Below are 22,845 nucleotides of genomic sequence, written 5' to 3' on the forward strand. Positions count from 1 at the left end.
CTTTATTATTCTCTTAAGTTTCACGAGGAAGTCTAGCTTTAATACTAAAAATTCCCTTAATTCGTTTATTATAAAAAACCACACTCTTATGAACCTGAAAAAGTATCTAATGGTTTTCACTTGTTTAGTGTTAACTTATTCCTGCAGTTCAGATGATTCAGACGAACTTAATGGAGCACAGAACACCTGTGCTATCTCCAAAGGAATTTCCCCCAATCAAGATGGGCTTAATGATAATTTTGATTTGTCTTGTCTGGCAGACCGAACAGGAATTGTAAGCCTGGAGATATTTGACAGAAATGGCCGAAGTATCTATTCAAAAGCAAATTACAGAGATGAATTTGCAGGACAAAGCGACGAGGGCGATAGTCTGGTCACCGGAACCTATTTTTATACCATAACTTTTGAAACTGAAGATTTGGAATACGGCTCTAGCCTCAAAGGTGAGTTATACATAAATGTTGAACAATAAGGCTATGAAAAATAAACTTCTTTCTATTAAAAAAAGATATATCCTCACTTTAGGAATTTTGGTTTTGTTCGGTTTTCAACAGATTTTTGCACAACAAGCCCCTCAGTACACGCAGTATATGTACAATATGGGGGTGGTAAATCCAGCCTATGCGGGTTCTAAAGAAAATCTTTCTGTGGGCCTGCTCTACAGAGAGCAATGGTCTGGAATAGATGGTGCTCCCAAAACCTTTACGTTTAACGCACATTCTCCAGTGGGCAACGAATGGGGCATTGGGATTTCCGGTATAAACGATCAGATTGGTGCTACCGATCAAACCGATGTTTATGCAGATATTTCCTACACTTTGGACCTTGGTAAAAAAGGAAACTTAGCTTTTGGTATAAAGGCAGGGGCAAGGTTTCAAAGCACCGGATTTACAGATTTATATTTCCAGGATGAAGCAGATCCTGCTTTTCAACAAGATATTGATGAAACTTATCTGAATTTAGGGGCAGGTCTTCTATACTATACAGATAAATTCTACGTAGGTCTTTCCGTACCAAATTTTCTAAGTTCAACACATGTGGATGCTGATGGCAGAACATTCGGTTCTGAACAGCAGCATTATTTTATAACAGCAGGTTATGTGTTTGATATGAACGAATACATCAAATTTAAGCCTTCTACCTTAGTGAAATCCGAATTCGGTTCAGCAGTTTCTTTTGATATTAATGCTAACTTTTTGTTTTATGACAAGTATGAGATTGGAGCATCTTATAGATATGAAGATGCTATAAGTGCTCTGGCCAGTGTTCGAGCGGCAGACTGGGTTCAGATTGGTGTTGCCTACGACGCCACAACCTCCAGTTTGAATGAGCCGTCTTATGAAGCATTTGTCATTTTTGATATTTTCTTCAATAAGAAAACTTATGTCTCTCCACGTTATTTTTAATCTGAAATTATTTCTCTGATGAAAAACTTATCTATACTTAGTGTTTTCTGTTGTTTGTTTACTTTGAGTTTATGGTCTCAAAATAGCGATACTCAAAAAGCAGATCGCTACTTTAATCGGTTCGACTATGTTGATGCCATAGAAGCCTACGAAAAATTGATTCAAAAAGGAAAGGCGGAGAGTTACGTTTACAGACAACTTGCAATAGCCCATTTCAGGACTTCCAATTTTGAAGAGGCAGAACAGTTTTACAAGCGTTACTTAAGAAGCAGCCGAGATGCAGAAGCTCAGGACTACTATAAGTACGCTCAAACGCTGCTGATTAATGAAAAATACGAAGAATACAAAGAAGCAATGCTCGATTTTATAGCAAAAGCGCCACGAGATTCTAGAGCGCTGGCTTTTCTTGAAAACCCGGATTATCTTCTCGATTTACAATCTATGGAACCCAGGTTCAAGTTAAATAAGCTGAGCTTAAATTCAGATTATTCAGACTTTGGTGCTTATAAACAGGGCGATAAATTATACTTTGTTTCTGCCAGGAATGAAAAGCGAAAAACCTATGGCTGGGATGAAGAACCTTCTTTAGATATTTATGTAGCCGATGAAGTTGCAGGGACTTTTAAAAATGCAAAAGAAATTGAAGGGGATATCAATACCAAATTTCATGAAGGAACTGTGGCCCTTACAGGAGATGGTTCTTCAATGTATTTTACCAGAAATGACTATTTAAATGAAAACTACCGTAAAGATGCAGAGGGCATAAATCATTTGCAAATTTATAAAGCAAGCCTTGTTAATGGGGTTTTTCAAGATGTACAAGACTTGGCAATCAATGATGTATCATTTTCCAATGCGAATCCAGCTTTGAGTCCGGACGGAACTCAATTGTATTTTTCCAGTGACAGACCGGGGGGGTATGGGTCATCTGATCTTTATGTAGTAGACATTCAAAAAGACGGAAGCCTGGGAGAGCCCAAAAATCTTGGGCCGATTGTAAATACGGAAGGCAGAGAGAATTTCCCGTTTGTAGATGAAGAAAATGTGCTTTACTTTTCCAGCGATGGACATCTGGGTTTTGGAGGCCTGGACGTCTACTACTCCAAGTCTTATTCTGGAAACTTTTTACCTCCGCAAAACCTTGGCTTGCCACTCAATAGCAATGCAGATGATTTTGCTTTTTCTTATTATAAAAATGAGGAAAAAGGATTCGTGTCTTCCAACAGGACAGAGAAAAAGAAAGGAGAAAGAATAGATGATATATACAGTGCAAGTTTGGTTTATCCCTTGGAGCAAACGTCCATTTTAGTTGAAGTTGTGGATGCTGAAACCGGTGAATTTCTGGATGATGCTCAGGTTATTTTTTATGCTGAGGATCAGCAGGAATTTTCTAGAAACCGCACAAATTTGAAGGGATTAAGCAAAAGCTTTTTGCCAACTGGACAGAAATTTGATCTGCAGGTGAATTTACGAGGCTATGTGAGCCAGTCGAATGCCTTGGTAATCCCAGACACACAAATGCTCATAAGAGTTGCTTTGGAGCCGGAGATGTCAGCTGCCGAAGCTGAAATGCTTGTTTTACAAGAACGTATCTTTTTTGATTATGATGAGGCCAGCATCAGAGCAGAGGCTGCACTCGAGCTCGACAAATTGATTGCAATTCTTAAAGAAAATCCTGAGATGAACATCAAAGTGATAAGCCATACAGATGAAAGAGCCTCTGAAGATTATAACCTGGAATTATCACAACGAAGAGCAAAAAATACGGTTAAATACCTTGTGGAACATGGCATAGACGCTTCTAGATTAACTTCTGAAGGCAAAGGAGAAACAGAGCTTATCAACACTTGTGATTCTGGTTGCACAGAAGAAGAGCATAAAGAAAACAGAAGATCTGAGTTTAAGATTGTTGAGTAAATACAGTCTCATTATACAATCCCTCTTCTTTTAGTGGAGGGATTTTTTTATATTTACTAGTGAGTAATTCGTCTGTTATGGAAAAAACTAAATGCCTTTCTTGTGGAGAACCGATTACGGGTAGAATAGACAAAAAATACTGTTCCGACTATTGCAGGAGTACTTACAACAACCGGCTTAACAGCGATTCTACGAAAATGGTTAGGAATATTAATAATAGATTGAAAAAGAACTACAGGATCTTGAAAAGCATCAATACGGAACAAAAGACGAAGACTACCAGAGATAAATTACTAGCCAAAGGATTCAATTTTACTTATTTTACAAGTCTTTATACCACAAAAACAGGTCGAGTTTATTATTTTGTTTACGACCAGGGTTACCTGCCTTTAGAAGATGATTATTACGCCATAGTAAAACGGGATTAATGAGAAAAAGAGCTTATAAAGATATTATATGCCTGCTTGTGATAGCAGCCTCAGTTTGGTATGTTTTTTATGATTTATATCCTGCGGAAATTACAGATTTATCAACTCAGGCGACAGATTTTTCTACTTTACGAGCTTATGAGCATGTCAAAGAAATAGGAGACAAGCCTCATTATATTGGCTCTGAAGCTCATAATAAAAAACGAAATTATATCGTTGACCAACTTCAGAACATGAATCTTGAAGTGCAAACTCAGCAAGGCTTTGTGTTGACCAAAGAGGGGGTTCTTACGATTCCGGAAAATATCATTACGAGGTTACCTGCCACTAACCCGCAAGCCAACTCCAAAGCACTCCTGCTGTTGAGTCATTACGACTCGGCCGTACATTCATCTCATGGAGCAGCCGATGCAGCTTCCGGTGTGGCCACAATTTTGGAAGCTGTAAGAGCTTTTAAAGCTTCTGATCCTTCATTTCAAAACGATATTATTATTGTTTTTACCGATGGTGAAGAAGTGGGACTTACCGGGGCCGAACTCTTTGCCAAAGAGCATCCCTGGATAGAGGAGGTCGGCTTAGTCCTTAATTTTGAATCCCGCGGCAGTGGAGGACCAAGCAATATGATTGTTGAAACCAATTATGGAAATTCCAATTTAATCGCTCTTTTTGGTAAAGCCCAGGTAGAGCATCCCCTGGCCAATTCCCTAATGTACAGTGTTTACAAGTTATTACCCAATGATACAGATTCTACCGTTTTTAGAAAAATAGCTGATGTTCCGAGCTTTTTCTTTGCCTTTATAGATGATCACTACGATTACCATACTGCTTTAGATGTTCCAGAGCGCCTGGATAAGAGGTCCCTGGCACACCAGGGTGATTATCTGATGGCTACTTTGAAGCAATTTTCCAGTGTGGATTTATCCGATTTAACATCAGAGCAGGATGATGTCTATTTTGCAGTCACGGGATTAGGTCTTTTTCATTATCCCTTTTCCTGGGTTTGGGTAATTTATGCGGCTGTTTTTATACTCTTCCTGGCGCTTTTGTTCTTTGGATTTAAAATTAATTCCTTAAACAGAAGAGAAGTTTTCCTGGGATTTGTGCCCTGGTTTTTAAGTCTTATTACGGCGGGCCTGCTTACCTATTTTGGATGGCAGGGGATTCTTATTTTATATCCGGAGTATGATTCTATACTGCAGGGGTTTACCTATAACGGACATGATTATATCGTCTTTTTTGTGGCAATTACCTTATTCATCACGTTTGCGATTTACCAGTTTTACGATGACAGGCTTAATCCCAAAAATATGATTGTAGCACCACTCCTGACTTGGTTTATCTTAGTATTCCTAATCAATATTTTCTTAAAAGGAGCTGCTTTCTTCATCATCCCCCTGGTTTTTATACTCTTTGCATTTTTCCTGATGATACGCTTTCAAATCCCTTCCTATCTTTTTCTTCTGATTTTGATCCTGCCCTCCTTGAGCATTATGGCACCCTTTGTCCAATTCTTCCCCGTAGGACTTGGTCTTAAAATGAGTGTCATAAGCGCTGTTTTTACCGTTCTTCTTTTTGGAAGTCTGATTCCCGTATTCGGTTATTTTTCCATAAAAAAAGGAGTTGCTACGATGGCTTTACTCCTTGGCATCGGGTTTTTTATCAAAGCACATCTGGGTGCAGAATTTACACAGGAAAGACCACAGCCTAATAGTCTGGTTTATACAGTGAACAAGGAGTCAAATACGGCTTCCTGGAATACCTACGATGAGCTTCTGGACTCCTGGACTTCGCCCTATTTTGAAACCTACGAAGACTTAACTTCATCTGCCGAACACCAAAGCAAGTATAATACGGCTTATACCAAGGCTTCTTCTGCTCCATTAATAGACGTTTCAGGTTCAGATATTCAAATCGATACCTTAGTAGCCTCTCAGCCAAACTTTAAAAAATTCAGAGTTACATTCAATTATTCAAGAGACGTGAACAGAATTGTGGTTTCTGAAACTTCCGTGACGAATTTCAAGTCATTTAAAGTTAATGGAGAGGTGGCAGATTTTTATACAGGTGAAGCCGATGCTTACCATGTACATCAAAATCGATTTCATCCCAACCTGATCGATTATTATGTGGTTAATCAAGAGCCCCTGTATTTTGAATTTGAAGTATACGAAGACGAAGCTTTAGAATTTGTTATTAATGAAATCAGTTTCGATTTATTATCGCATCCAGACCTGCCTGTTAAAAGCAGACCAAACACCAAAATCCCCAAGCCTTTTGTGGTAAACGATGCCATTATCACTAAACAAAAATTGAATTTGTAATGCAAAAACAGATCTCCATACTGGGTTGTGGCTGGCTGGGCTTACCTCTGGCAAAAGAATTAATACAGCGGGGCTGGCAGGTGAAAGGCTCGACAACCTCTTCAGAAAAAGTTCAGACGCTGAAAGAAGAAGGCCTTATTCCCTATAAAATAGAACTTCAGGAAGACCAAATTACAGGGGATATCCAGGCGTTTTTAGAAGATTCTGAATTATTGATTATTGACATTCCGCCTGGCTTAAGACGACATCCCAATTCGAGCTTTGTGTCCAGGTTAGAACAGCTTACTAAGGCAATTTCAGCATCAGCTATTGAGAATATCATTTATGTGAGTTCCACTGGGGTTTTTCAGGATCACGAATCTTTACCGTCTTTTACCGAGCACTACCGATTTACACCAAAAGAAATTAAAAATAGTCAACTGGTTCAGGCTGAGCATTTACTTCTGAATTTAACTGAAACAAAAACCAGTGTGATAAGATTTGGTGGTTTGGTAGGGAAGGAGAGGCATCCTGTCAAGTACCTTTCCGGAAAAACCGATGTAAAAAATCCCAATTCTCCAGTCAATTTAATTCATTTAGATAACTGTATTTTACTGATTTCAGAGATCATCCAGCAGGAAAAATTCGGATTGGTTTTTCATGGCGTTGAAGCTATTCAAGGTTCTAAAGAGGACTATTATACCCAAAAAGCCAAAGAGTTTGACCTGCCTAAACCAGAATTTAATCATGAAGAAAAGTCAGTAGGAAAAGACATCAGCATGGCATGGACGTCCAGAGCGCTACAGGTGAATATTTCTGTAAAGGTGTGACTTTAGAGGATTGGGTTTTTTGATTTTGACTCACGACCTGCCTTTGCCAAGGAACGCAGGCAGGCCTGCCTTCCAAGGAACGCAGGCAGGCTCACGACTCATTGCCCAGAATGCCAAAAAGAAAAGTGATATGAAACTGCAGATTGGATGCTCGGGATGGAATTATAAAGACTGGAAAGGAGAGTTTTATCCCGAAGATGTCCCTAAGAAAGACTGGCTGAACTATTACTCTCAAAACTTCAATTCGGTGGAAGTGAATGGTACCTTCTACAATTTGCCGAAGGATGAAACCATACAATCCTGGCACGACAGCGCTCCGCACAATTTTGGATTTACACTAAAAGGGAGCCGGTACATCACCCACATGAAGAAATTAAACGGGGTGGCGGATAACGTGGATAAATTTTATAAGGCAGCTGGAATTCTAGGAGATAAACTGGACAGCATCCTCTGGCAGCTCCCTCCCAACTTACACCGCGATGATGATAAATTACGAGAATTTTGTGAAACGCTGGATAACAGGCGTAATAATGTGATTGAATTCCGGCATCAATCCTGGTATGATGATGAGGTTTATGCCATTTTGGAGGCGAATGCAGTGATCTGCTGCTCCATTTCCAGCCCGGATTTCACGGATGAATTGATTAAGACTGCAGATAAAGTTTATATCCGTTTTCACGGTAAGGGAAAGGACTGGTATGACTACCATTACAGTAAAAAGGAATTGGAGAACTGGACTAAAAAAATCAGGGAGAGCGGAGCGAAAGGTGCTTATATTTATTTCAATAATGACGTGAATGCCCAGGCCCCGGGAAATGCATTGGATTTAGCCGGTATGTTGAAGGGTGACTGAGTTTATAAAGTCCTGGTGATCCGGGCTGACAAAACTTTGGCCACATACTATTTCAAAAAGAACTTTCACTTAACACAAATTTTTAATTGGTTTAGCTTTTTCTAATTTTTTTATTATTTTAAAGGAGTAATTATTTTTTGAACCTTAAAAATCTTTTAGAATGGCAAGGAAATTATCAACCACAGATGGAATAGAAAAGATGGGAGCTACAGAGCTGCAAGAAAACGGAATTCGTTACAAAAGACTTTTTCCTAACAACTACAAACGGCATTTTGACCCTTTTGTATTGCTGGATGAATTTCACATGGATATACAATCTGAAATTAATGATCAGACGAACGAAGGTTTCGAATGTGTAACCTATATGCTGGACGGAAGTCTCAAACACACGGATGGACTGGAAAACAATGAAGAATTAGCAAGCGGTGATGCCCAGCGCTTTACAGCCGGAAATGGCTATCGACATTCGGAAAAACCGGTGCAAAAGCTAAACCACGGCATTCGCTTATGGATCGACCTGCCGGAAGAAAATAAGGATGATCCGGCGTCTTACCAAATACAACATGCCGATGACTTGCCGGTGAATGAAACCGATGCCCGTTTTGTGCGCAGCATTCTGTCTGAGAAATCACCGCTGAAGGTGAAAGCATCCGTGCTTTTTCAGGACTATAGCATTGCGGCTGATACCGAACAAAAAATCGAAATTCCCGAGCAACACCGGGCAATCCTTTATCTGCCAGGGGATATTAATGGTACCCTGCACGCAGAAGACACCTTACTTGAATCAGGTGATGCACTGCTGATAGATTTGGGAGCAGATAATTTTAAGGTGAAAAGCAAAAATGAAGCAGTTCGTTTTATGCTGATTACCGGAAAGCCATTGAATCAGGAAATTGAACTTAAAAACAATAGGGTGCTGTAAGCTTAGGCAACAGAGAAAAGACCGGAAGTTGAAAAGAATCTTTTTCTGGATATTAATTCCGCTAAAACTCAATCTCCATTCCGTCGTAACCACTTATCAGTTCTGCCTCATCGTCCTGGAGTGATTTGATCTTTTTACGACCTTCGGGTACATCTTTGATAAACCATGATCCATAATGGGTGAATACAATTTTATCGGTAAGCGGTTTGAAAATGCGTACCAAATCCGGGACACCAGTATGCCCGAATATTTGGTTGTCTTTCCTGCGGATTTGCCCGCCTTTTTTGATGAAACTGGCTTCAGTGATAATCAGATCCGAACCTTCTATCAGGTCATGGTATTTTTTCTCAATCCAGGCTACATCCCCGGAAATAAAAAGCTTTTTGTCTCCTTTTTCAATGAGATAGGCTAATGACTTTACTTTTAAACTGTGGATTACCGGAATGGGTGTGAATTGATAAGCCTTAACCTTGAATTTTCCCTCAGCCACTTCAAGGCCTTTTACCAGTTTTAGGTTTTCAGGAGCATAAACCGGTACACCCGGATCAAATTCCTCTTTAGGCTCCACAAAGTAAGCGTGATCGGGGTGAAAATGAGTAAAAACAATAGCCTCCGGCTTTTTATCCAGGAATTCCCGTTCACCCACATCTACCAGGATTGTATTATCCAGCAAATAGCCAGTGTGTTTGCTGTGATAGGGTTTGCTTTCTTCTATCTTTCCGCGGGTACCTAATATTTTGATTTTCATTCACTGAAATTTAATAATTCAGAGATCATTCATCAATGTACTTTTTTTTTGCAACAATTATATCCAAAGTGCTTAAGGTTTTGGTTTGTCCAAACCAGAATTCATTCACGAAACTGCAGGAATGAAAAAAATTCCCCTGAAGCCGGTGTTAATAATTAATTCAAATCTGCTCCCTTCCAAATTGGTAAGTTCCGAACTGATATTGTAAATTTTGACTCACGACCTGCCTTCCAAGGAACGCAGGCAGGCTCACGACTCTTATTCACTCTCAGCTTGTAGAAGAATCCAGTCATTATGTTTGAAGTAATCCCACTTGATAGTGCTAAGATCCAGTTTTGGATCCACAAGATATTCAGGAGTTCTCGCGTTGAGACTCACTTTTATTCTTGCATAAATTTCAACCGGTATTTCCTTTTCAGCATATTCTTTTTTCAATTTTTGGGTGAACTGAAAAATACCATCAGGTTTCAAAAGATTGCGTTTTTGTTTTGGGGTTAAATACTCATCAAGTTTTACGTAGTCCGTCTTTCCAGTCTTCAGATTTTTGACAAGAAAACTCGCTGAACCGCCCTTAGATCTTAGCATCATTCTCCAGCTCATTCTGTGGCCTTCTTCCGTCCAGAAGACATCTCCTTTAATAAAATAATGCCTGACGGGTAAGAGTAGCTGTATCGCAAACCAGATCAGTAAAAAGCCTTTGAAGTAGGGCGCCAGTCCGGGAACTTCAATTTCGGAATCGCTGTAGAAAGGTTTGAATTTTAGAAATTTCCTGTGAATATATTCTTTGGGAAAAAAGAAAACGGTGAGTGCTAAGGACATATAAGGAAAAATCCCAATTTGAAAAACGATGCTGTTGAACAGGTGAAAGAAAACACTGATCCAAAACATTACCACTCGTGTTCGTTTCCATAAGAGCAAGGGGACGACCAGCAAATCGAATAAAATTCCGAAATAAGCGATACTCATATGTATCCATCTTTCCTGAAGCAAATCACCGATGAGCCAGTAATGCGCTTTGGTTTTCATCAAAAGTTCCGGGAAAGTACCGTCCAGCCAGTCCGGGTATAGCTTGGCCAAACTGGCATAGGTGTACACAATCCACATTTGGCCTATGATGAAAAGCACTACCCAATTGGGCATGCTGATGGATTTTAGACTGGGGTTGTTTTTGGCATCTATCGAAAAATACCTGTGTGCAGGAACCAGGCACATGAAAATTAGAAGTAGAATTAATAAGTAGTAATGATTATTGTAAGAGGTTTTCTGCATTAAATAGACGCTTGTCCAAAGCAGGGTGTAGGCAATAACACTGGATCTGTATTTGAAGCCCAGCATCACAAATATCCCCAACAATCCCATGAGTCCAAAATAGAGATACATTCCATTGCCGGGCAGTGGTTGCAGAAAATCAAAACCAATAAAGTTGAAGGTAAACTGAGGTTCGATAAGCGTTCGTCTTACCCATCCTGTGGCAATAGCTCCCCAGGCTTCCAGGGCGATAAGCAGGCCAAATAAAATCCTAAACACGATAAGTGGGGAATTATCAACCTGCTTAAAGAGAAGCTTATTCATCAGGATTAGACGATTTTATGTAGTTTCTAGCGAAAACTTCATCGGCTTTCATCGCTTTTATCAAGGCTTCCAGGCCATCAAATTTCACTTCACTCCGAATGCGTTTAAGCAACTGAATGTGCAAATGTTTTCCGTATAAATCCATGTCCATATCAAAGAAGAAGGTTTCTATGCTCCGCTCTTGTCCCCCTACCGTAGGATTTGTGCCAATGTTCATCATTCCAAAATACTTATCACCATCAATCACCGAGGCCACCACGTAAACGCCTTCTTTGGGAATAAGCTTATAGGATTCTTCAATCTTGAGATTCGCCGTAGGATAGCCCATATTTCTTCCCAGTCCTTTTCCTTTGATGATGTCGCCAGAGAGGAAAAAAGGTCTGGAAAGGTATTCGTTTGCTTTTTCGAGATCACCTTCCTCAAGAGATCTTCTTATTTTGGTGGAACTCACCGCGACATCCTCGATATCCTGCTTTGAAATCTCATGCACTTCAAAATTGAATTCTTTTCCGAAGGCTTTCAGATCCTCGATATCTGCCGTTCTGTTTCTTCCAAAATGGTGGTCGTAACCAATGACTATTTTTTTGGCATTCAATCCTTTTACCAGAATCTCTTCCACGTATTCTCTGGCGGTGAGCCTTGAGAATTCTAAGGTAAAGGGATGAACAATAAGATGTTCCAGGCCGGTTTCCTCCAGGATCAATTTTCGTTCTTCGATGGTATTGATCAATTTCAAGTCTGAACTTTGCTGCAATACCATTCTCGGGTGAGGATAGAAGGTAAGAAGAGCCGTTTGGAGAAGTTCCTGGTCTGCGGTATCTACAAGACGCTGAATAATTTTTCTATGCCCGAGATGTACACCATCAAAAGTACCGATGGTGACCACTGTGGGGATTGTAGAATCGAATTCTGAAACACTGTTATAAATCTTCACCTAAGTCTATTTTCCGTTAAAGTTGTTCATCGTATTTTGAATCCCGGCCGTTCCGAATGAAAGAATCAATTCGGCTGAGGTCTCCAGGCGTTCTTTGAGTATTTTCTGTTCTTCCGGGCTCCATTCGCTCAGGACATAATCTATCTGACGGCCTTTAGAAAACTCATCGCTTATGCCAAACCTAAGTCTGGGGTAAGTCGTGGTTTGGAGCAATTCCTGAATACTCTTCAGGCCATTATGCCCGCCATCACTTCCTTTGGGCTTGAGCCTTAGAGTTCCAAAGCTTAAATTGAGGTCATCTGTAATTACCAGTAAATTTTGGATGGCGATATTTTCTTTTTCTAACCAGTAGCGTACGGCTTTGCCGCTAAGGTTCATGAATGTAGTCGGTTTGATAAGTATAAACTTTCGGCCTTTAAAATTGAAGCTGGTTTTATCTCCATAGCGATCTGCTTCAAAACCGACCTCTCTTTTTTCGGCTAACTCATCCAAAATCTTAAATCCAATATTGTGCCTCGTATTTTCATACTTTGGGCCTGGATTACCAAGTCCCACAATCAAAAACTTCTTCATAGGGTCTTTTTCTTCTGTTTTGTTTTTGGATAAAAGCCTGGCAAAAAAAGGTCTCATTTACTTTTTTTGTAAAAATAAAAAAGCATCCTGAAAAACAGGATGCTTTTGGATAATTATAAATCTAAGATTTATCCTTTGTTTTCATTAGAAGAATCTTCTCCACCTTCAGCTGTATTTTCTTCGCCTTCAGTACCTTCAGCTCCTTCTTCTCCTTCTAGTGTTTCATCTTCTTCTTCGTCTTCATCAACACCGATGAGTGAAACGTTTCTGGAAGTTCTGACCTGACAAATCACTGTATTGTCCGGGTGCATGATTCTGTAATCTTCACTAGCCACTGCTGTAACGTATAATTTCTGTCCAATTTTAAGTGGAGTCACGTCTGCAACGATATAATCTGGAAGATTTTTAGCAAGACCTTTTACAGTCATACGTCTTAAGTTAAATCTCAAAACACCACCATTTTTCACACCTTTAGGAATGCCTTCAGAGTGAACAGGGATTTCCATAGTGATCTCTTGTCCTTCGTGGAATTCATAGAAATCAATGTGCAGAATTTCATCTGTCACAGGGTGGAATTGAATGTCTTGAAGTACAGCATTGGTCTTGTTGCCGTTAAGGTCAACAATGACAGTGTGTACATCGGGAGTGTAAATCAACTTGTTGAAAGACACTACTGGCGCAGCAAAATGCACGATATTATCCCCCCCGTAAATAACGCAAGGGACCTCTCCAGCATTACGTAAGGCTTTCGTAGCTTTCTTGCCTACGCTTTCTCTTTTAGATCCTTTGATCGTAATCGATTTCATAAAAAAATTAAATTAAATTAAACTACATTAAAAACTTACCGCTGATGGATTTGTTGTAATGGACGGCTTTCATCACATCGGCAAACAAATCGGCACAGCTAAGTACTTTTATTTTGGGACTGTCTTTTTTCAACGGAATGCTATCCGTAACAATCAATTCTTCTAGTTTGGACTCCTGGATTTTCTCATAGGCTCCTCCAGACAAAACCGGATGAGAACAAATCGCTCTTACGCTTTTTGCACCTCTTTCCATCATCAGGTTAGCCGCATGCGTCAAGGTTCCTGCCGTATCTACCATATCATCGGCCAGGACCACATTCTTTCCGGTCACATCACCAATCAATTCCATATGAGAAATCTTATTGGCTTTCGCTCTTTGTTTGTAACAGATCACCACATCGCTCTCTAAAAATTTAGAATAGGCATAAGCTCGTTTAGAGCCACCCATATCTGGAGAGGCAACAGTGAGGTCATCTAATTTCAGGCTTCTCAAATACGGTAAAAACACAGTAGAAGCATATAAATGATCCACGGGTTTTTCAAAAAAGCCCTGGATTTGATCAGCATGAAGATCCATAGTGATAATCCTTGTGGCTCCTGCGGTTTCCAGCATTTTAGCGACCAGTTTGGCAGCGATCGGAACTCTTGGCTTATCTTTTCTGTCCTGTCTTGCCCAGCCAAAATAAGGCATAACTGCCGTAATATGTCTGGCCGAAGACCGCTTGGCGGCATCCAGCATCAAAAGCATTTCCATCAAATTGTCTGAGTTTGGAAACGTAGAGCCAATAATAAAAACACGGGACCCGCGTACACTCTCCTCAAAGGAAGGCTGAAATTCACCGTCGCTAAAATGCATGGTATTCACATTTCCTAAGGGGATACCATAGGATGCTGCAATAGACTTAGCTAATGAAGTACTTTGGGAACAAGCAAAAATTTTTGCGACTTTTTCTACGTCTGCCATAACTAATTGACCTTTTGAGGGATATTCGATTTATGGATTGCAAATTTAGATAAATAATTCAAGTTGGATGTAAATAAGACCGATATTTTCTGCAAGGAAACAAATAATTTTATATTTTTGCACTTCCAAAATGCCTAGGTGGCGGAATTGGTAGACGCGCTGGATTCAAAACCCAGTATCTTACGATGTGCGGGTTCGATTCCCGCCCTAGGTACAAAGCCTTCCTTTCGGAAGGCTTTTTTATTTTCATCAAAATACTTCGAGCCCAACTTACGTATGGGTACGACCTGCCTTCCAAGGAACGCAGGCAGGTTCCCGCCCTAGGTACAAAGCCTTCCTATCGGGAGGCTTTTTTTATTAAAATATTCAGAAATACTTTATATAGGTGTTCGACCTGCCTAAGTTCAATGGAAGGTAAATACTCGCCCTAGGTTAAAAGTCTTCGATCTTTTCGAGGGTTTTTTGATTTAAAAATGATCTAATTTTAATTTAACGAAGCTCGGGAAAGCTCTCACTTGGTACTCAATATCTCCGAGAGGACGAAGGTATTTTTGAGTTAGATGAGAATTTTAATTATTTCCAGGTGATTATACTTAGTTAAAAATACAAAGCAATTGGTTATTAATGGTTCACTATGATGATTTTTAATAATAAAATTTATTTGTGATTTTAAAAATAATTTTACTTTTACGCTCGTTGAAAAAATGAACAATTTCAATCATCAAAAACTAACAAATCTTACTAATTCAAAATTTAAATTATGAAAAGAATTATTTTACTAATTGCTGTTGCATTTGTTTTCTCTACTAGCTTAACAAGTTGTGGAGTAATGTTTGGAGGAAGTAAATACCAAGGGACTATTATTGCAAAAGACCATCCAGATGCAGACATCTATGTTGATGGCCAAAAAATAGGAAATGGAACAGCAACTAAATTATTTGCTAGAAACAAACCATTGGTTGTAACCTTAGAAGAAGAGGGTTGTGATTCTCAAACCTTAACCTATAATAAATCATTCAGAACAGGAAACTTTATCTTAAGTGCTCTTACCTGGGGAATAATAGGAATCGGAGTTGACTTAGGAACAGGAGCTTCTTATCAGCCTGATCACAATGGAAACAACAATATAGATAAATTAAGCACAAATAACTTCACTTTCAATGCAGATTACTCCAGGTGCAAAAAACCTGAATAGGGACTAAAACTATTATAAAGTAGATTTTAATTGCTCGATTATAAATTTTAAGCCGTTTCGAGGGCTTTTTTCATCTAATTCGATCTTTGATAAACAAAATTGACGAAGAATTTAGTAACTAATTAAATGACTATTTAATTTTTATTTAATGAAGTTCAGGCAAGCCCGCCCTAGGTACAAAGCCTTCCTTTCGGAAGGCTTTTTTCTTTTCAAGGATTTCCCTTTGTCTTTTATTTTGATTTTGCTCCAGTTAACTTTTATGGTTAACGGTACATTTCTTTATGTCTAAAGTTAACTTTTAACATCCAGCCTGATGAGGAACATAAACTGAAGTTGAAAAGAAAGTTTTAAGCTTAAAGATTAATCTGAAAAAGAGAATGGATATCTAGGTTTAGCTTTAATTTTAAAAACTATACTTTTAACGATGTAGCCACAAAATAAACTATGCGTAGTCCAAAAGCTTTAGAAAAATTAGCAGTTGAAAAATATCTAAAAGCATCCAATCAATCCTTTGAAATTGAAGAATTTGAATCTCCTGATTTCATTTTAAAAGGAAAAGGGAATAAAATCGGATGTGAAGTGACTGAATTCTATACTGATTATGCCTCAAAAGGATCAAGTTTAAAAAAACGGGAGAGCTTTTTAAATGAATTACATCAAAAAATAAGGGTGAAATTAGTTGAGCTATTTCCTTATGGTTATGACTTTACGATTAATTATAATTCTATAGTTTCTAAAAGAACTTCAATTGAAGTAGAGGTAAATACAGTTAGTTTAAGCGTAAGTGAAAATATTGAGTCTGAATTAATAGACGAGCCTTCCACAAATATTAGTCGGATATCTATTCGAAAAATTGGTAATTTTCCTACTCGAATATCATCTTTTATAGCTTCAGATTACACTCCGCCTAAAGTTGAATGGTTTATACCTATAATAAAAGCTAAAACAGAAAAAATAAAAAAATGGAATGAAACATATGATCGAAAATGGCTTGTAATTTCTACTGGATTATCAAGTTCAGGTGATGTATCGCTAAGGCACATCAGGAATATTGAGAAATTAAAATCAGCATATTGGGATAAAATCATAATTATCGATATCAATTTTGCCGATTACGTGGAAATCAACTCAAACTCCAATAAATAATCCTAATTAAGGGATATTAGTAAAAATATCTGAAATACAAAAGATTCCTTCAGGATTGAAAATCATAACTTTTATACATCCTCTAACAGGCTTTCTGACTTTATAATCCTAAATTAGTACATAAAACAGCTCATATGAAAGCGATAGGATTTAAGGAAAATTTAGACATAGAAAACAAAAATGCACTGCAGGATATCGAGATGCCAAATCCCGAAGCCAAAGGCAGGGATCTTTTGGTAGAAGTGAAGGCGATCTCTGTGAATCCTGTCGACTATAAAATCAGAAAAAACAGAACACCTGAGAATGACGAGTGGGAAATCATCGGCTGGGATGCCGCAGGAATCGTCAAAGAAGTGGGAGAAGAGGTGTCTCTTTTCAAGGTGGGGGATGAGGTCTGGTATGCCGGAGAGTTGAAACGGCAGGGAAGCAATGCCCAATTTCAACTGGTGGATGAGAGAATCGTAGGTAAAAAGCCGACCAGCCTGTCCTTCGCCGATGCTGCTGCACTGCCTTTAACATCGCTAACCGCCTGGGAAATGCTTTTTGACAGGGTGCAGGTGGATAAAGAAGATGCGAATAAAAGTATTTTGATTGTTGGCGCTGCGGGTGGCGTGGGATCAATCATGGTGCAGCTGGCGAAAAAACTTACCCAATTGAAAGTCATTGGGACCGCCTCGAGAGAGGTCACTAAAAACTGGCTCAGGGAATTGGGAGCAGATGTCGTGATCGATCACAGTAATAAATTAAGTGAAGAATTTAAAAAAGAAGAGCTTCCGGAAGCAGATTACGTCATCGGCATCAATGCTACCGGAGAACATTTTGAGGAAATCGTAAAAGTGATTAATCCACAAGGGAAGTTTGGATTTATCGACGATCCTAAAGTGATTAATGCCACCTCTTTCAAGCCGAAATCGGTTTCCATTCATTACGAACTGATGTTTACCAGGTCTTTATTTCAAACTCCGGATATGATCGAACAGCATCATATTCTCAATAAGGTGTCTGAACTGGTGGATGATGGAAGCCTTAAAACCACCAAGGGGAAACATTTTGGAACTATAACTGCTGAAAACCTGAGAAAAGCTCACCAACTGCTGGAGTCTGGCAAAGCCAAAGGCAAAATTGTATTGGAAGGGTTCTGATAACCGCAATAGCAAACTAAAATTTTATCAATTCGTAATGACCTTGCAATAAATCCTATTAAAATTTAAAATAATGAACACTACCAAAACTATCAACTTAAAGAACAGACCCAAAGGAAAACCTGAACTCTCTGACTTTGATTTTACAACTTCAGAAGTCTCAGAACTCAAAGACGGTGAAGTCTTACTTCAACTGACTTACGTATCCGTAGACCCGTACTTAAGGGGCAGAATGATGGATGCTGAGTCTTATATAGAGCCTTTTGAACTCAACAAACCTATTGTTTCCGGTTGCGTGGCCGAAGTGCTGGAGTCCAAAGCTTCTGACTTAAGTACTGGAGATTTCGTCACAGGGATGCTGCAGTGGAAAGAACAGCAAGTCGCAAAGGCCGACAACCTGAAAAAAGTAAATCCGGATCAGGCGCCGTTTTCTGCCTATCTTGGGATTCTTGGTATGACAGGGCTTACCGCTTATTTTGGACTTACCGATATCGGAAAACCCAAAGAAGGCGAAACACTGCTCGTTTCAGGAGCTGCAGGCGCAGTGGGAACTGTGGTTGGACAAATCGGGAAGATATTTGGAATGCGTGTGATTGGTATTGCGGGGACCGACGAAAAAATAGAGATGATTACATCTGATTTTGGTTATGATGAAGGCATCAACTACAAAACCACCGAAAACATGAAGCAGGCCATCGCCAAAGCCTGCCCGGATGGAGTGGATGTCTACTACGATAATGTAGGTGGAGAAATTTCAGAAGCTGTGCTTTATAACATCAATAAGTTCTCTCGAACGGTCGTTTGTGGTGCCATTTCGGTTTATAACAAAACGGAATTACCTAAAAGCACCAGCGTACAGCCATTTTTGATTAAAAAGAGTTCGTCCATGAAGGGCTTCGTCATCTTCGATTACAAAGACAGACACCCTGAAGGAATTCAACAGTTAGCAGAATGGCTTCAAAACGGAAAACTTCATTATGAGGAAACCATACAGGAAGGATTTGACAACATCCCGCAGGCTTTTTTAGACCTCTTTGAAGGTAAAAACAAGGGGAAAATGCTGGTTAAGGTTTAAGCAGCTGATGAGTTTGCGAGCCTGTGAGTCTTTGAGTGAAATCTATGCCTATTACCAATTGTAACTCAAGATCTCGATACACTCGGCCTGACAAAAAATTAGATTTACTTATAAAACTTCGTTTCAATACGTTTACAGTAGGGATTGGTTTTCTGAGCATAAGCGAAGCCCATGTTCCACCAGTTTTTCATTTGTTCAGGGTTGAAGATCAACGAGTTTTTGGTAAGCATTTCTGGCGGGTGGTAAAAGTTGAGATTCACGTGTTCATGTTTGCTTCTCAATTTTCCCAGGGTAAGATCATTCCTGATGATTTGGTCCAGAAGAAAGTCGAAGACTCTGGTGGTGAGCTCCAGGGCATTTCTGACCGGTTTTTTCTGGTATTGCTTCTCGGTTTTTAGAACGATGACATCTATTTCTGAAGCGCCCCGGTTGATGGCTTCAGAGATGGGAACAATATTCCCCAGACCGCCATCGCCATAATCGAATCCATCTTTCCGCATCAGACTCATAAAGGGAATCATGTTCGCGGAAGCCCAGATCCAGTCACAGAATTCTTCTCTGCTAAAGTCTTTTAAGGATTTGTATTCCACATGCCCCAGGCTTATGTTGGACACCGTGACCACCACCTCTTCAGCCTGCCACTTCATTTGTTCAAAAAACTCAGGCGTAAGTGTGTCCAGAATCAATTGTCTTAAGGCTTTGCTTTCTCCAAAGGTTCTCGAGCCTTTTAGAAATCCCAGAAGAATATTGAAATGATTCATCCTGATTTCAAATTCCTCATTTTTCTTCCTGATGATAAAGGGATTTCGGCTAAAGATTGACTTTTGGGAAACAGACGTATAGACTTGTTTAAGCTTTGAAATTTCACCGATAGACAATAAGGGAACGAGTAAGCTGCCGGTGGATGTCCCTAAAAATAAATCGTACTTATTTTGACATTCCGCAATGAGGTATTCTGCGATGCCGCCTGCAAACGCCCCTTTGCTTCCACCTCCGGAAATCACTAAAGCCCTCATGTTTTATTTTGAATTAAACTACGATAAATTGGTGTAATAAAAAAGAGCCTGTTTCAGCTAATGAAACAGGCTCTTTTTTCAAAATTTAGAAAAATTACATTTGGTCACTAAAGAAAATAGAGTTGAGGAACAATTTGAAGGTTCCCAGCCAGAAGGCTCTAAAGTTGGTATTATCTGTGAAAATGATAACATCACCTCTTCCGTAACTGCTATGCTTGAAAGGAACAGTCCCTTTTAAAAGTTCCAGGTTTTCTTCGTTGATGTAGCCACTTAGCAATGGCGAACTGGTGTATTGAATAGGATTGTTGAAGCTCAGCTCATCTGCTTTTATCATGAGGTTTGAATTTCTGAACACAGCTAATTCGTCATCAGTATAGCCGTAAGCTACAGGATGCGACCGGTCTATTTTTGTATTGAAAATGGCCCCGCCTATTTCTTTGGCTCCGTAAAATTCACTTCGCTCAATATGGCTTATGTTTTCTGCAACTACAGAATCATTCTTGGTTTCAAAATCGATCATTTTTTCTGCTTTCAGCCAGTTGGCCGTCCCTTTATAAGCTATGATAGTTCCTCCACCTCTTACCCAGTCTTTCAGTTTCGTTTTACCTGAACTGCTTAAACTGTTTGAACTGGAGCTTGGGATAATCAGATGCGTGTACTTATCCAGGCTAGTTCTGTTGAACTCCCTGGTGTCCAGTTTTGTCACAGGAATTTCAAACCTGTAATCCAGCATATGCCACATTTCTCCGGCGTCGTAAGATCTTACTCCTTCGCCAACCAGCATAGCGATATTGGGCATCTTTAAGTCATCCATATTGGGACTTCCCAGATTGATACCCTTGGTAAGTCCTGTTTTTAAAGCTGAAATATGCACGTGGTTTTCTTTTTGAAGTGAATTCAGCAGGTCATAAATTTCATCAGCATTTTTCTCCTGATTTTGAACAGGAATTAAAATAGTGCCGTAATCAAATTCTTCAGTTTCGGAACGAAAAGGCTTTTGAGCCACTTTTGTTCTTATATCGGCATCCATAAGTTTATATAAAACTTCAGGAGAATTGAAGTCACTCCATCTCAAGGCATAAGCGTATTCTGATCTGGAGATGTCCTGAGGAGTTTTAAGCTCTGTAGTCATTATTTTTTCTCCTCTACCGATAGATTTTACTTCTGTGAAATCTACATCAAAGGCATGTCTGAAACTCCAGGCTGAGACGTCATAAAAAATACTGTCTTCGAAGGTGGTGCGTTCTTCAAACATCGCCTCAACAAGCCTTTGCTGCAATTGATTTTTTGGTATGATATACGAAGAATTGACACTGAAGTCTTTTCCGTCGATGCTGGCATCACTTTCGAGTTTGTAGAGTTCAACCTGATGTCTACTTAGAACTTCAGCTAATTTTTGAGCAAGTACAGGATCTCCTTTTCTGCCAAAAACATAAGCGCCCTTATCAGCATTTTTCTTGGCGTTTCTGTAAAACTGATGCTGTAATTTTAAAATCTTCTCCTTCAATTCCAGCGAAGCTTTTAAGGTGGATAGAGCTGTGGTGAACTGATTTCTCACCGTAAACGGGAAAGTCAACAGGCCGTTGTTGGTAAGCTGACTAGAGCCTCTGGAGCTAGCCTGCTCAAAAAGAATTCCAATAGATCCGTTGATGTCCGGGAATGTTGACCCTTTTCCGTAATAAAAATCATCAAAGCTTTCCTGAGAATAATAAAGGGAACCGATACTGTCCAAAGCAGCGGCGTGGTAATTTCCGATTTGTTCGGTTAAGTCCTGATTGAGCTGTGGGGTTAAGGGGTTGGTACGTGAAGGAATACCTGGTTGAAAAAAGAAGGTGGAATTAGATCCCATTTCGTGATGATCGGTGAGGACATTCGGTCTCCAGTCGTAAAACGTTTCAATCCTGGCCTGACTTTCCAAAAGCTGCACAGGAAGCCAGTCCCTGTTCATATCAAACCAGTAGTGGTTTGTTCTTCCCCCTGGCCAAACTTCAGAAAATTCACGATCCTGTGGATCGGGATTCAAATGTGTGCTTCTATTGGTATTGGTCCAGTAAGCGAAACGCTGCAGGCCATCCGGATTGAAACTCGGGTCGAGCAGGATCACTGTGTTTTTTAGAAGGTTTTCTATAGCAGGGCCTTCAGCAGCAGCCAGGTAATAGGCTAAAACCAAAGCTGCATTTGATCCGCTGGGCTCATTGCCATGAATGGAAAACCCCTGGTTAACGACTACCGGCATAGACGCCAGATCTGATTCTGAGACTTCTCCTGAAACGATCTGGAGGTGTTTCTTTTTGATTTCTGAAAGATTGTCATGATTTTCCGGTGAGGTTACGGTAAGTAAAATCAAAGGTCTTTTTTCGTAGGTAAAGCCCCTGTTTTCGAGACTAATTCTATCAGACGACTCGGCGACAGCAGTCATATATTGAACCAGCTTGTCGTGGCTAACGTGCCATTCTCCCGGCACAAAACCTAAAATTTCACTGGGTTTGGGAATGTCCTGGTTGTAAGACACATCTGTAGGCAGATAATAATCCAAATTTGCATTTTGAGCTTGAGAGAAAATGCAAACAAAAAAAGTAATGACGAAAAGAAATGACTTCATAGAGTTTTGTTTTTTGATAAATACTAGGTTTAGGACACAAAATACAATAGAAAGTTGAATCTGATTATTGAAATTGATAAATTAATCCAATTGCTGAATTAGCGAAAAGAAATTACTCTGGTTTTAGTTTGATTCTAATCTTATTTATAAAAAATAAACTCCCTGACGAATCTTCATCAGAGAGTTAAGTTTCATCAAAAAGAGATGCTATTTACTTTAGTTTTTTAATCCCTAAAACCACTCCAATAGCAATTGCCAGAGGAATTAAGAAATTAATTGGTGCTGCAGTATCATTCACTGAGTCCTCAAATCCGATGATAGTATCAAAATCGTCAGAACCAGTTTGCGCTTCAGCGTTTAAAGCCGCAAGCATCAAAACTATTAGGAGCGTATATTTTATAAAATTTTTCATCTAT

The 22,845-nt window shown here is 39.5% G+C and carries 21 protein-coding genes and 1 tRNA gene; 13 read left to right on the forward strand and 9 right to left on the reverse strand.

Annotation, left to right across the window (positions count from 1 at the left end; all coding sequences use genetic code 11):
• Nucleotides 1-109: 109 nt before the first annotated feature.
• The 8 genes from BLP81_RS00375 (at nt 110) to BLP81_RS00410 (ending at nt 8,656) form a co-directional block, all read left to right on the forward strand.
• Nucleotides 110-472 carry a T9SS type B sorting domain-containing protein gene (locus BLP81_RS00375; RefSeq protein WP_176752656.1) on the forward strand — a complete coding sequence of 121 codons (363 nt, stop codon included), beginning with the start codon at nt 110-112 and terminating at the stop codon, nt 470-472.
• A 4-nt stretch (nt 473-476) separates the two neighbouring features.
• A complete protein-coding gene (locus BLP81_RS00380) occupies nt 477-1,406 on the forward strand; it encodes a PorP/SprF family type IX secretion system membrane protein (RefSeq protein ID WP_093364693.1) in 930 nt (309 codons plus the stop codon).
• 18 nt (nt 1,407-1,424) lie between these two features.
• Nucleotides 1,425-3,323, forward strand: a complete 1,899-nt coding sequence (locus BLP81_RS00385; RefSeq protein ID WP_093364152.1) for an OmpA family protein — start codon at nt 1,425-1,427, stop codon at nt 3,321-3,323.
• A gap of 77 nt (nt 3,324-3,400) precedes the next feature.
• Complete coding sequence (locus BLP81_RS00390) at nt 3,401-3,751, forward strand: hypothetical protein (protein ID WP_093364157.1); 351 nt, start codon at nt 3,401-3,403, stop codon at nt 3,749-3,751.
• Complete coding sequence (locus BLP81_RS00395) at nt 3,751-6,072, forward strand: M20/M25/M40 family metallo-hydrolase (RefSeq protein ID WP_093364160.1); 2,322 nt, start codon at nt 3,751-3,753, stop codon at nt 6,070-6,072. Before BLP81_RS00390 ends, BLP81_RS00395 begins: the two co-directional genes overlap by 1 nt.
• The gene (locus tag BLP81_RS00400) at nt 6,072-6,881 is read left to right on the forward strand and encodes an NAD(P)-binding domain-containing protein (protein ID WP_093364163.1); all 810 of its coding nucleotides are present in this window, start codon (nt 6,072-6,074) and stop codon (nt 6,879-6,881) included. Before BLP81_RS00395 ends, BLP81_RS00400 begins: the two co-directional genes overlap by 1 nt.
• A gap of 19 nt (nt 6,882-6,900) precedes the next feature.
• Nucleotides 6,901-7,734, forward strand: coding sequence for a DUF72 domain-containing protein (locus BLP81_RS00405; RefSeq protein WP_143002793.1), 834 nt, complete (start codon nt 6,901-6,903; stop codon nt 7,732-7,734).
• A 160-nt stretch (nt 7,735-7,894) separates the two neighbouring features.
• On the forward strand, nt 7,895-8,656 hold the full coding sequence (locus BLP81_RS00410; protein ID WP_093364170.1) for a pirin family protein: 762 nt from the start codon (nt 7,895-7,897) through the stop codon (nt 8,654-8,656).
• Between the two features lie 61 nt (nt 8,657-8,717).
• Here the strand turns inward: BLP81_RS00410 and BLP81_RS00415 are convergent, their stop codons facing one another.
• The 6 genes from BLP81_RS00415 to BLP81_RS00440 all read right to left on the reverse strand — a co-directional run bounded on the left by BLP81_RS00415 (nt 8,718) and on the right by BLP81_RS00440 (nt 14,253).
• Nucleotides 8,718-9,404 (reverse strand): MBL fold metallo-hydrolase, encoded by a 687-nt coding sequence (locus tag BLP81_RS00415; protein WP_093364172.1) that lies wholly within the window; start codon nt 9,402-9,404, stop codon nt 8,718-8,720.
• A 258-nt stretch (nt 9,405-9,662) separates the two neighbouring features.
• Nucleotides 9,663-10,976, reverse strand: a complete 1,314-nt coding sequence (locus BLP81_RS00420) for an HTTM domain-containing protein (RefSeq protein ID WP_093364174.1) — start codon at nt 10,974-10,976, stop codon at nt 9,663-9,665.
• A complete protein-coding gene (locus BLP81_RS00425) occupies nt 10,969-11,910 on the reverse strand; it encodes a bifunctional riboflavin kinase/FAD synthetase (protein ID WP_093364176.1) in 942 nt (313 codons plus the stop codon). The genes BLP81_RS00420 and BLP81_RS00425 overlap by 8 nt, the downstream gene beginning before the upstream one ends.
• 6 nt (nt 11,911-11,916) lie before the next feature.
• Entirely contained in the window at nt 11,917-12,540 is a 624-nt protein-coding gene (gene pth / locus BLP81_RS00430; protein WP_093364178.1) for an aminoacyl-tRNA hydrolase, read from the reverse strand.
• 71 nt (nt 12,541-12,611) lie between these two features.
• Nucleotides 12,612-13,289 (reverse strand): 50S ribosomal protein L25/general stress protein Ctc, encoded by a 678-nt coding sequence (locus BLP81_RS00435; protein WP_093364180.1) that lies wholly within the window; start codon nt 13,287-13,289, stop codon nt 12,612-12,614.
• A 22-nt stretch (nt 13,290-13,311) separates the two neighbouring features.
• On the reverse strand, nt 13,312-14,253 hold the full coding sequence (locus BLP81_RS00440; RefSeq protein WP_093364183.1) for a ribose-phosphate pyrophosphokinase: 942 nt from the start codon (nt 14,251-14,253) through the stop codon (nt 13,312-13,314).
• 132 nt (nt 14,254-14,385) lie between these two features.
• Between BLP81_RS00440 and BLP81_RS00445 the strand changes: the two genes are divergently transcribed.
• The 5 genes from BLP81_RS00445 to BLP81_RS00465 all read left to right on the forward strand — a co-directional run bounded on the left by BLP81_RS00445 (nt 14,386) and on the right by BLP81_RS00465 (nt 18,811).
• Nucleotides 14,386-14,467 (forward strand) — tRNA-Leu (locus tag BLP81_RS00445).
• Nucleotides 14,468-15,013: 546 nt separating this feature from the next.
• The gene (locus BLP81_RS00450; RefSeq protein ID WP_093364186.1) at nt 15,014-15,448 is read left to right on the forward strand and encodes a hypothetical protein; all 435 of its coding nucleotides are present in this window, start codon (nt 15,014-15,016) and stop codon (nt 15,446-15,448) included.
• 444 nt (nt 15,449-15,892) lie between these two features.
• Nucleotides 15,893-16,594 carry a hypothetical protein gene (locus BLP81_RS00455; RefSeq protein WP_093364189.1) on the forward strand — a complete coding sequence of 234 codons (702 nt, stop codon included), beginning with the start codon at nt 15,893-15,895 and terminating at the stop codon, nt 16,592-16,594.
• A gap of 134 nt (nt 16,595-16,728) precedes the next feature.
• Entirely contained in the window at nt 16,729-17,736 is a 1,008-nt protein-coding gene (locus BLP81_RS00460; protein ID WP_093364192.1) for a zinc-binding alcohol dehydrogenase family protein, read from the forward strand.
• A 73-nt stretch (nt 17,737-17,809) separates the two neighbouring features.
• The gene (locus BLP81_RS00465) at nt 17,810-18,811 is read left to right on the forward strand and encodes an NADP-dependent oxidoreductase (protein WP_093364194.1); all 1,002 of its coding nucleotides are present in this window, start codon (nt 17,810-17,812) and stop codon (nt 18,809-18,811) included.
• A 104-nt stretch (nt 18,812-18,915) separates the two neighbouring features.
• Here BLP81_RS00465 and BLP81_RS00470 read toward each other — a convergent pair whose 3' ends face one another.
• The 3 genes from BLP81_RS00470 to BLP81_RS13505 form a co-directional block, all read right to left on the reverse strand.
• Entirely contained in the window at nt 18,916-19,827 is a 912-nt protein-coding gene (locus tag BLP81_RS00470) for a patatin-like phospholipase family protein (protein ID WP_093364197.1), read from the reverse strand.
• A 94-nt stretch (nt 19,828-19,921) separates the two neighbouring features.
• Nucleotides 19,922-22,429, reverse strand: coding sequence for a M14 family metallopeptidase (locus BLP81_RS00475; protein WP_093364200.1), 2,508 nt, complete (start codon nt 22,427-22,429; stop codon nt 19,922-19,924).
• A 211-nt stretch (nt 22,430-22,640) separates the two neighbouring features.
• Nucleotides 22,641-22,841, reverse strand: a complete 201-nt coding sequence (locus BLP81_RS13505; RefSeq protein ID WP_143002794.1) for a hypothetical protein — start codon at nt 22,839-22,841, stop codon at nt 22,641-22,643.
• Between the last annotated feature and the right edge of the window lie 4 nt (nt 22,842-22,845).

The sequence above is a fragment of the Psychroflexus sediminis genome, assembly GCF_900099815.1.
In the GTDB taxonomy this organism is placed as follows: Bacteria; Bacteroidota; Bacteroidia; order Flavobacteriales; family Flavobacteriaceae; genus Psychroflexus; species Psychroflexus sediminis.

What these genes read in the sequence shown, in the direction of transcription:
- BLP81_RS00375 (WP_176752656.1), top strand. Translation starts at nt 110, where the DNA reads ATGGTTTTCACTTGTTTAGTGTTAACTTATTCCTGCAGTTCAGATGAT.
- BLP81_RS00380 (WP_093364693.1), top strand. Translation starts at nt 477, where the DNA reads ATGAAAAATAAACTTCTTTCTATTAAAAAAAGATATATCCTCACTTTA.
- BLP81_RS00385 (WP_093364152.1), top strand. Translation starts at nt 1,425, where the DNA reads ATGAAAAACTTATCTATACTTAGTGTTTTCTGTTGTTTGTTTACTTTG.
- BLP81_RS00390 (WP_093364157.1), top strand. Translation starts at nt 3,401, where the DNA reads ATGGAAAAAACTAAATGCCTTTCTTGTGGAGAACCGATTACGGGTAGA.
- BLP81_RS00395 (WP_093364160.1), top strand. Translation starts at nt 3,751, where the DNA reads ATGAGAAAAAGAGCTTATAAAGATATTATATGCCTGCTTGTGATAGCA.
- BLP81_RS00400 (WP_093364163.1), top strand. Translation starts at nt 6,072, where the DNA reads ATGCAAAAACAGATCTCCATACTGGGTTGTGGCTGGCTGGGCTTACCT.
- BLP81_RS00410 (WP_093364170.1), top strand. Translation starts at nt 7,895, where the DNA reads ATGGCAAGGAAATTATCAACCACAGATGGAATAGAAAAGATGGGAGCT.
- BLP81_RS00415 (WP_093364172.1), bottom strand. Translation starts at nt 9,404, where the DNA reads ATGAAAATCAAAATATTAGGTACCCGCGGAAAGATAGAAGAAAGCAAA.
- BLP81_RS00420 (WP_093364174.1), bottom strand. Translation starts at nt 10,976, where the DNA reads ATGAATAAGCTTCTCTTTAAGCAGGTTGATAATTCCCCACTTATCGTG.
- pth (WP_093364178.1), bottom strand. Translation starts at nt 12,540, where the DNA reads ATGAGACCTTTTTTTGCCAGGCTTTTATCCAAAAACAAAACAGAAGAA.
- BLP81_RS00435 (WP_093364180.1), bottom strand. Translation starts at nt 13,289, where the DNA reads ATGAAATCGATTACGATCAAAGGATCTAAAAGAGAAAGCGTAGGCAAG.
- BLP81_RS00440 (WP_093364183.1), bottom strand. Translation starts at nt 14,253, where the DNA reads ATGGCAGACGTAGAAAAAGTCGCAAAAATTTTTGCTTGTTCCCAAAGT.
- BLP81_RS00450 (WP_093364186.1), top strand. Translation starts at nt 15,014, where the DNA reads ATGAAAAGAATTATTTTACTAATTGCTGTTGCATTTGTTTTCTCTACT.
- BLP81_RS00455 (WP_093364189.1), top strand. Translation starts at nt 15,893, where the DNA reads ATGCGTAGTCCAAAAGCTTTAGAAAAATTAGCAGTTGAAAAATATCTA.
- BLP81_RS00460 (WP_093364192.1), top strand. Translation starts at nt 16,729, where the DNA reads ATGAAAGCGATAGGATTTAAGGAAAATTTAGACATAGAAAACAAAAAT.
- BLP81_RS00465 (WP_093364194.1), top strand. Translation starts at nt 17,810, where the DNA reads ATGAACACTACCAAAACTATCAACTTAAAGAACAGACCCAAAGGAAAA.
- BLP81_RS00470 (WP_093364197.1), bottom strand. Translation starts at nt 19,827, where the DNA reads ATGAGGGCTTTAGTGATTTCCGGAGGTGGAAGCAAAGGGGCGTTTGCA.
- BLP81_RS00475 (WP_093364200.1), bottom strand. Translation starts at nt 22,429, where the DNA reads ATGAAGTCATTTCTTTTCGTCATTACTTTTTTTGTTTGCATTTTCTCT.
- BLP81_RS13505 (WP_143002794.1), bottom strand. Translation starts at nt 22,841, where the DNA reads ATGAAAAATTTTATAAAATATACGCTCCTAATAGTTTTGATGCTTGCG.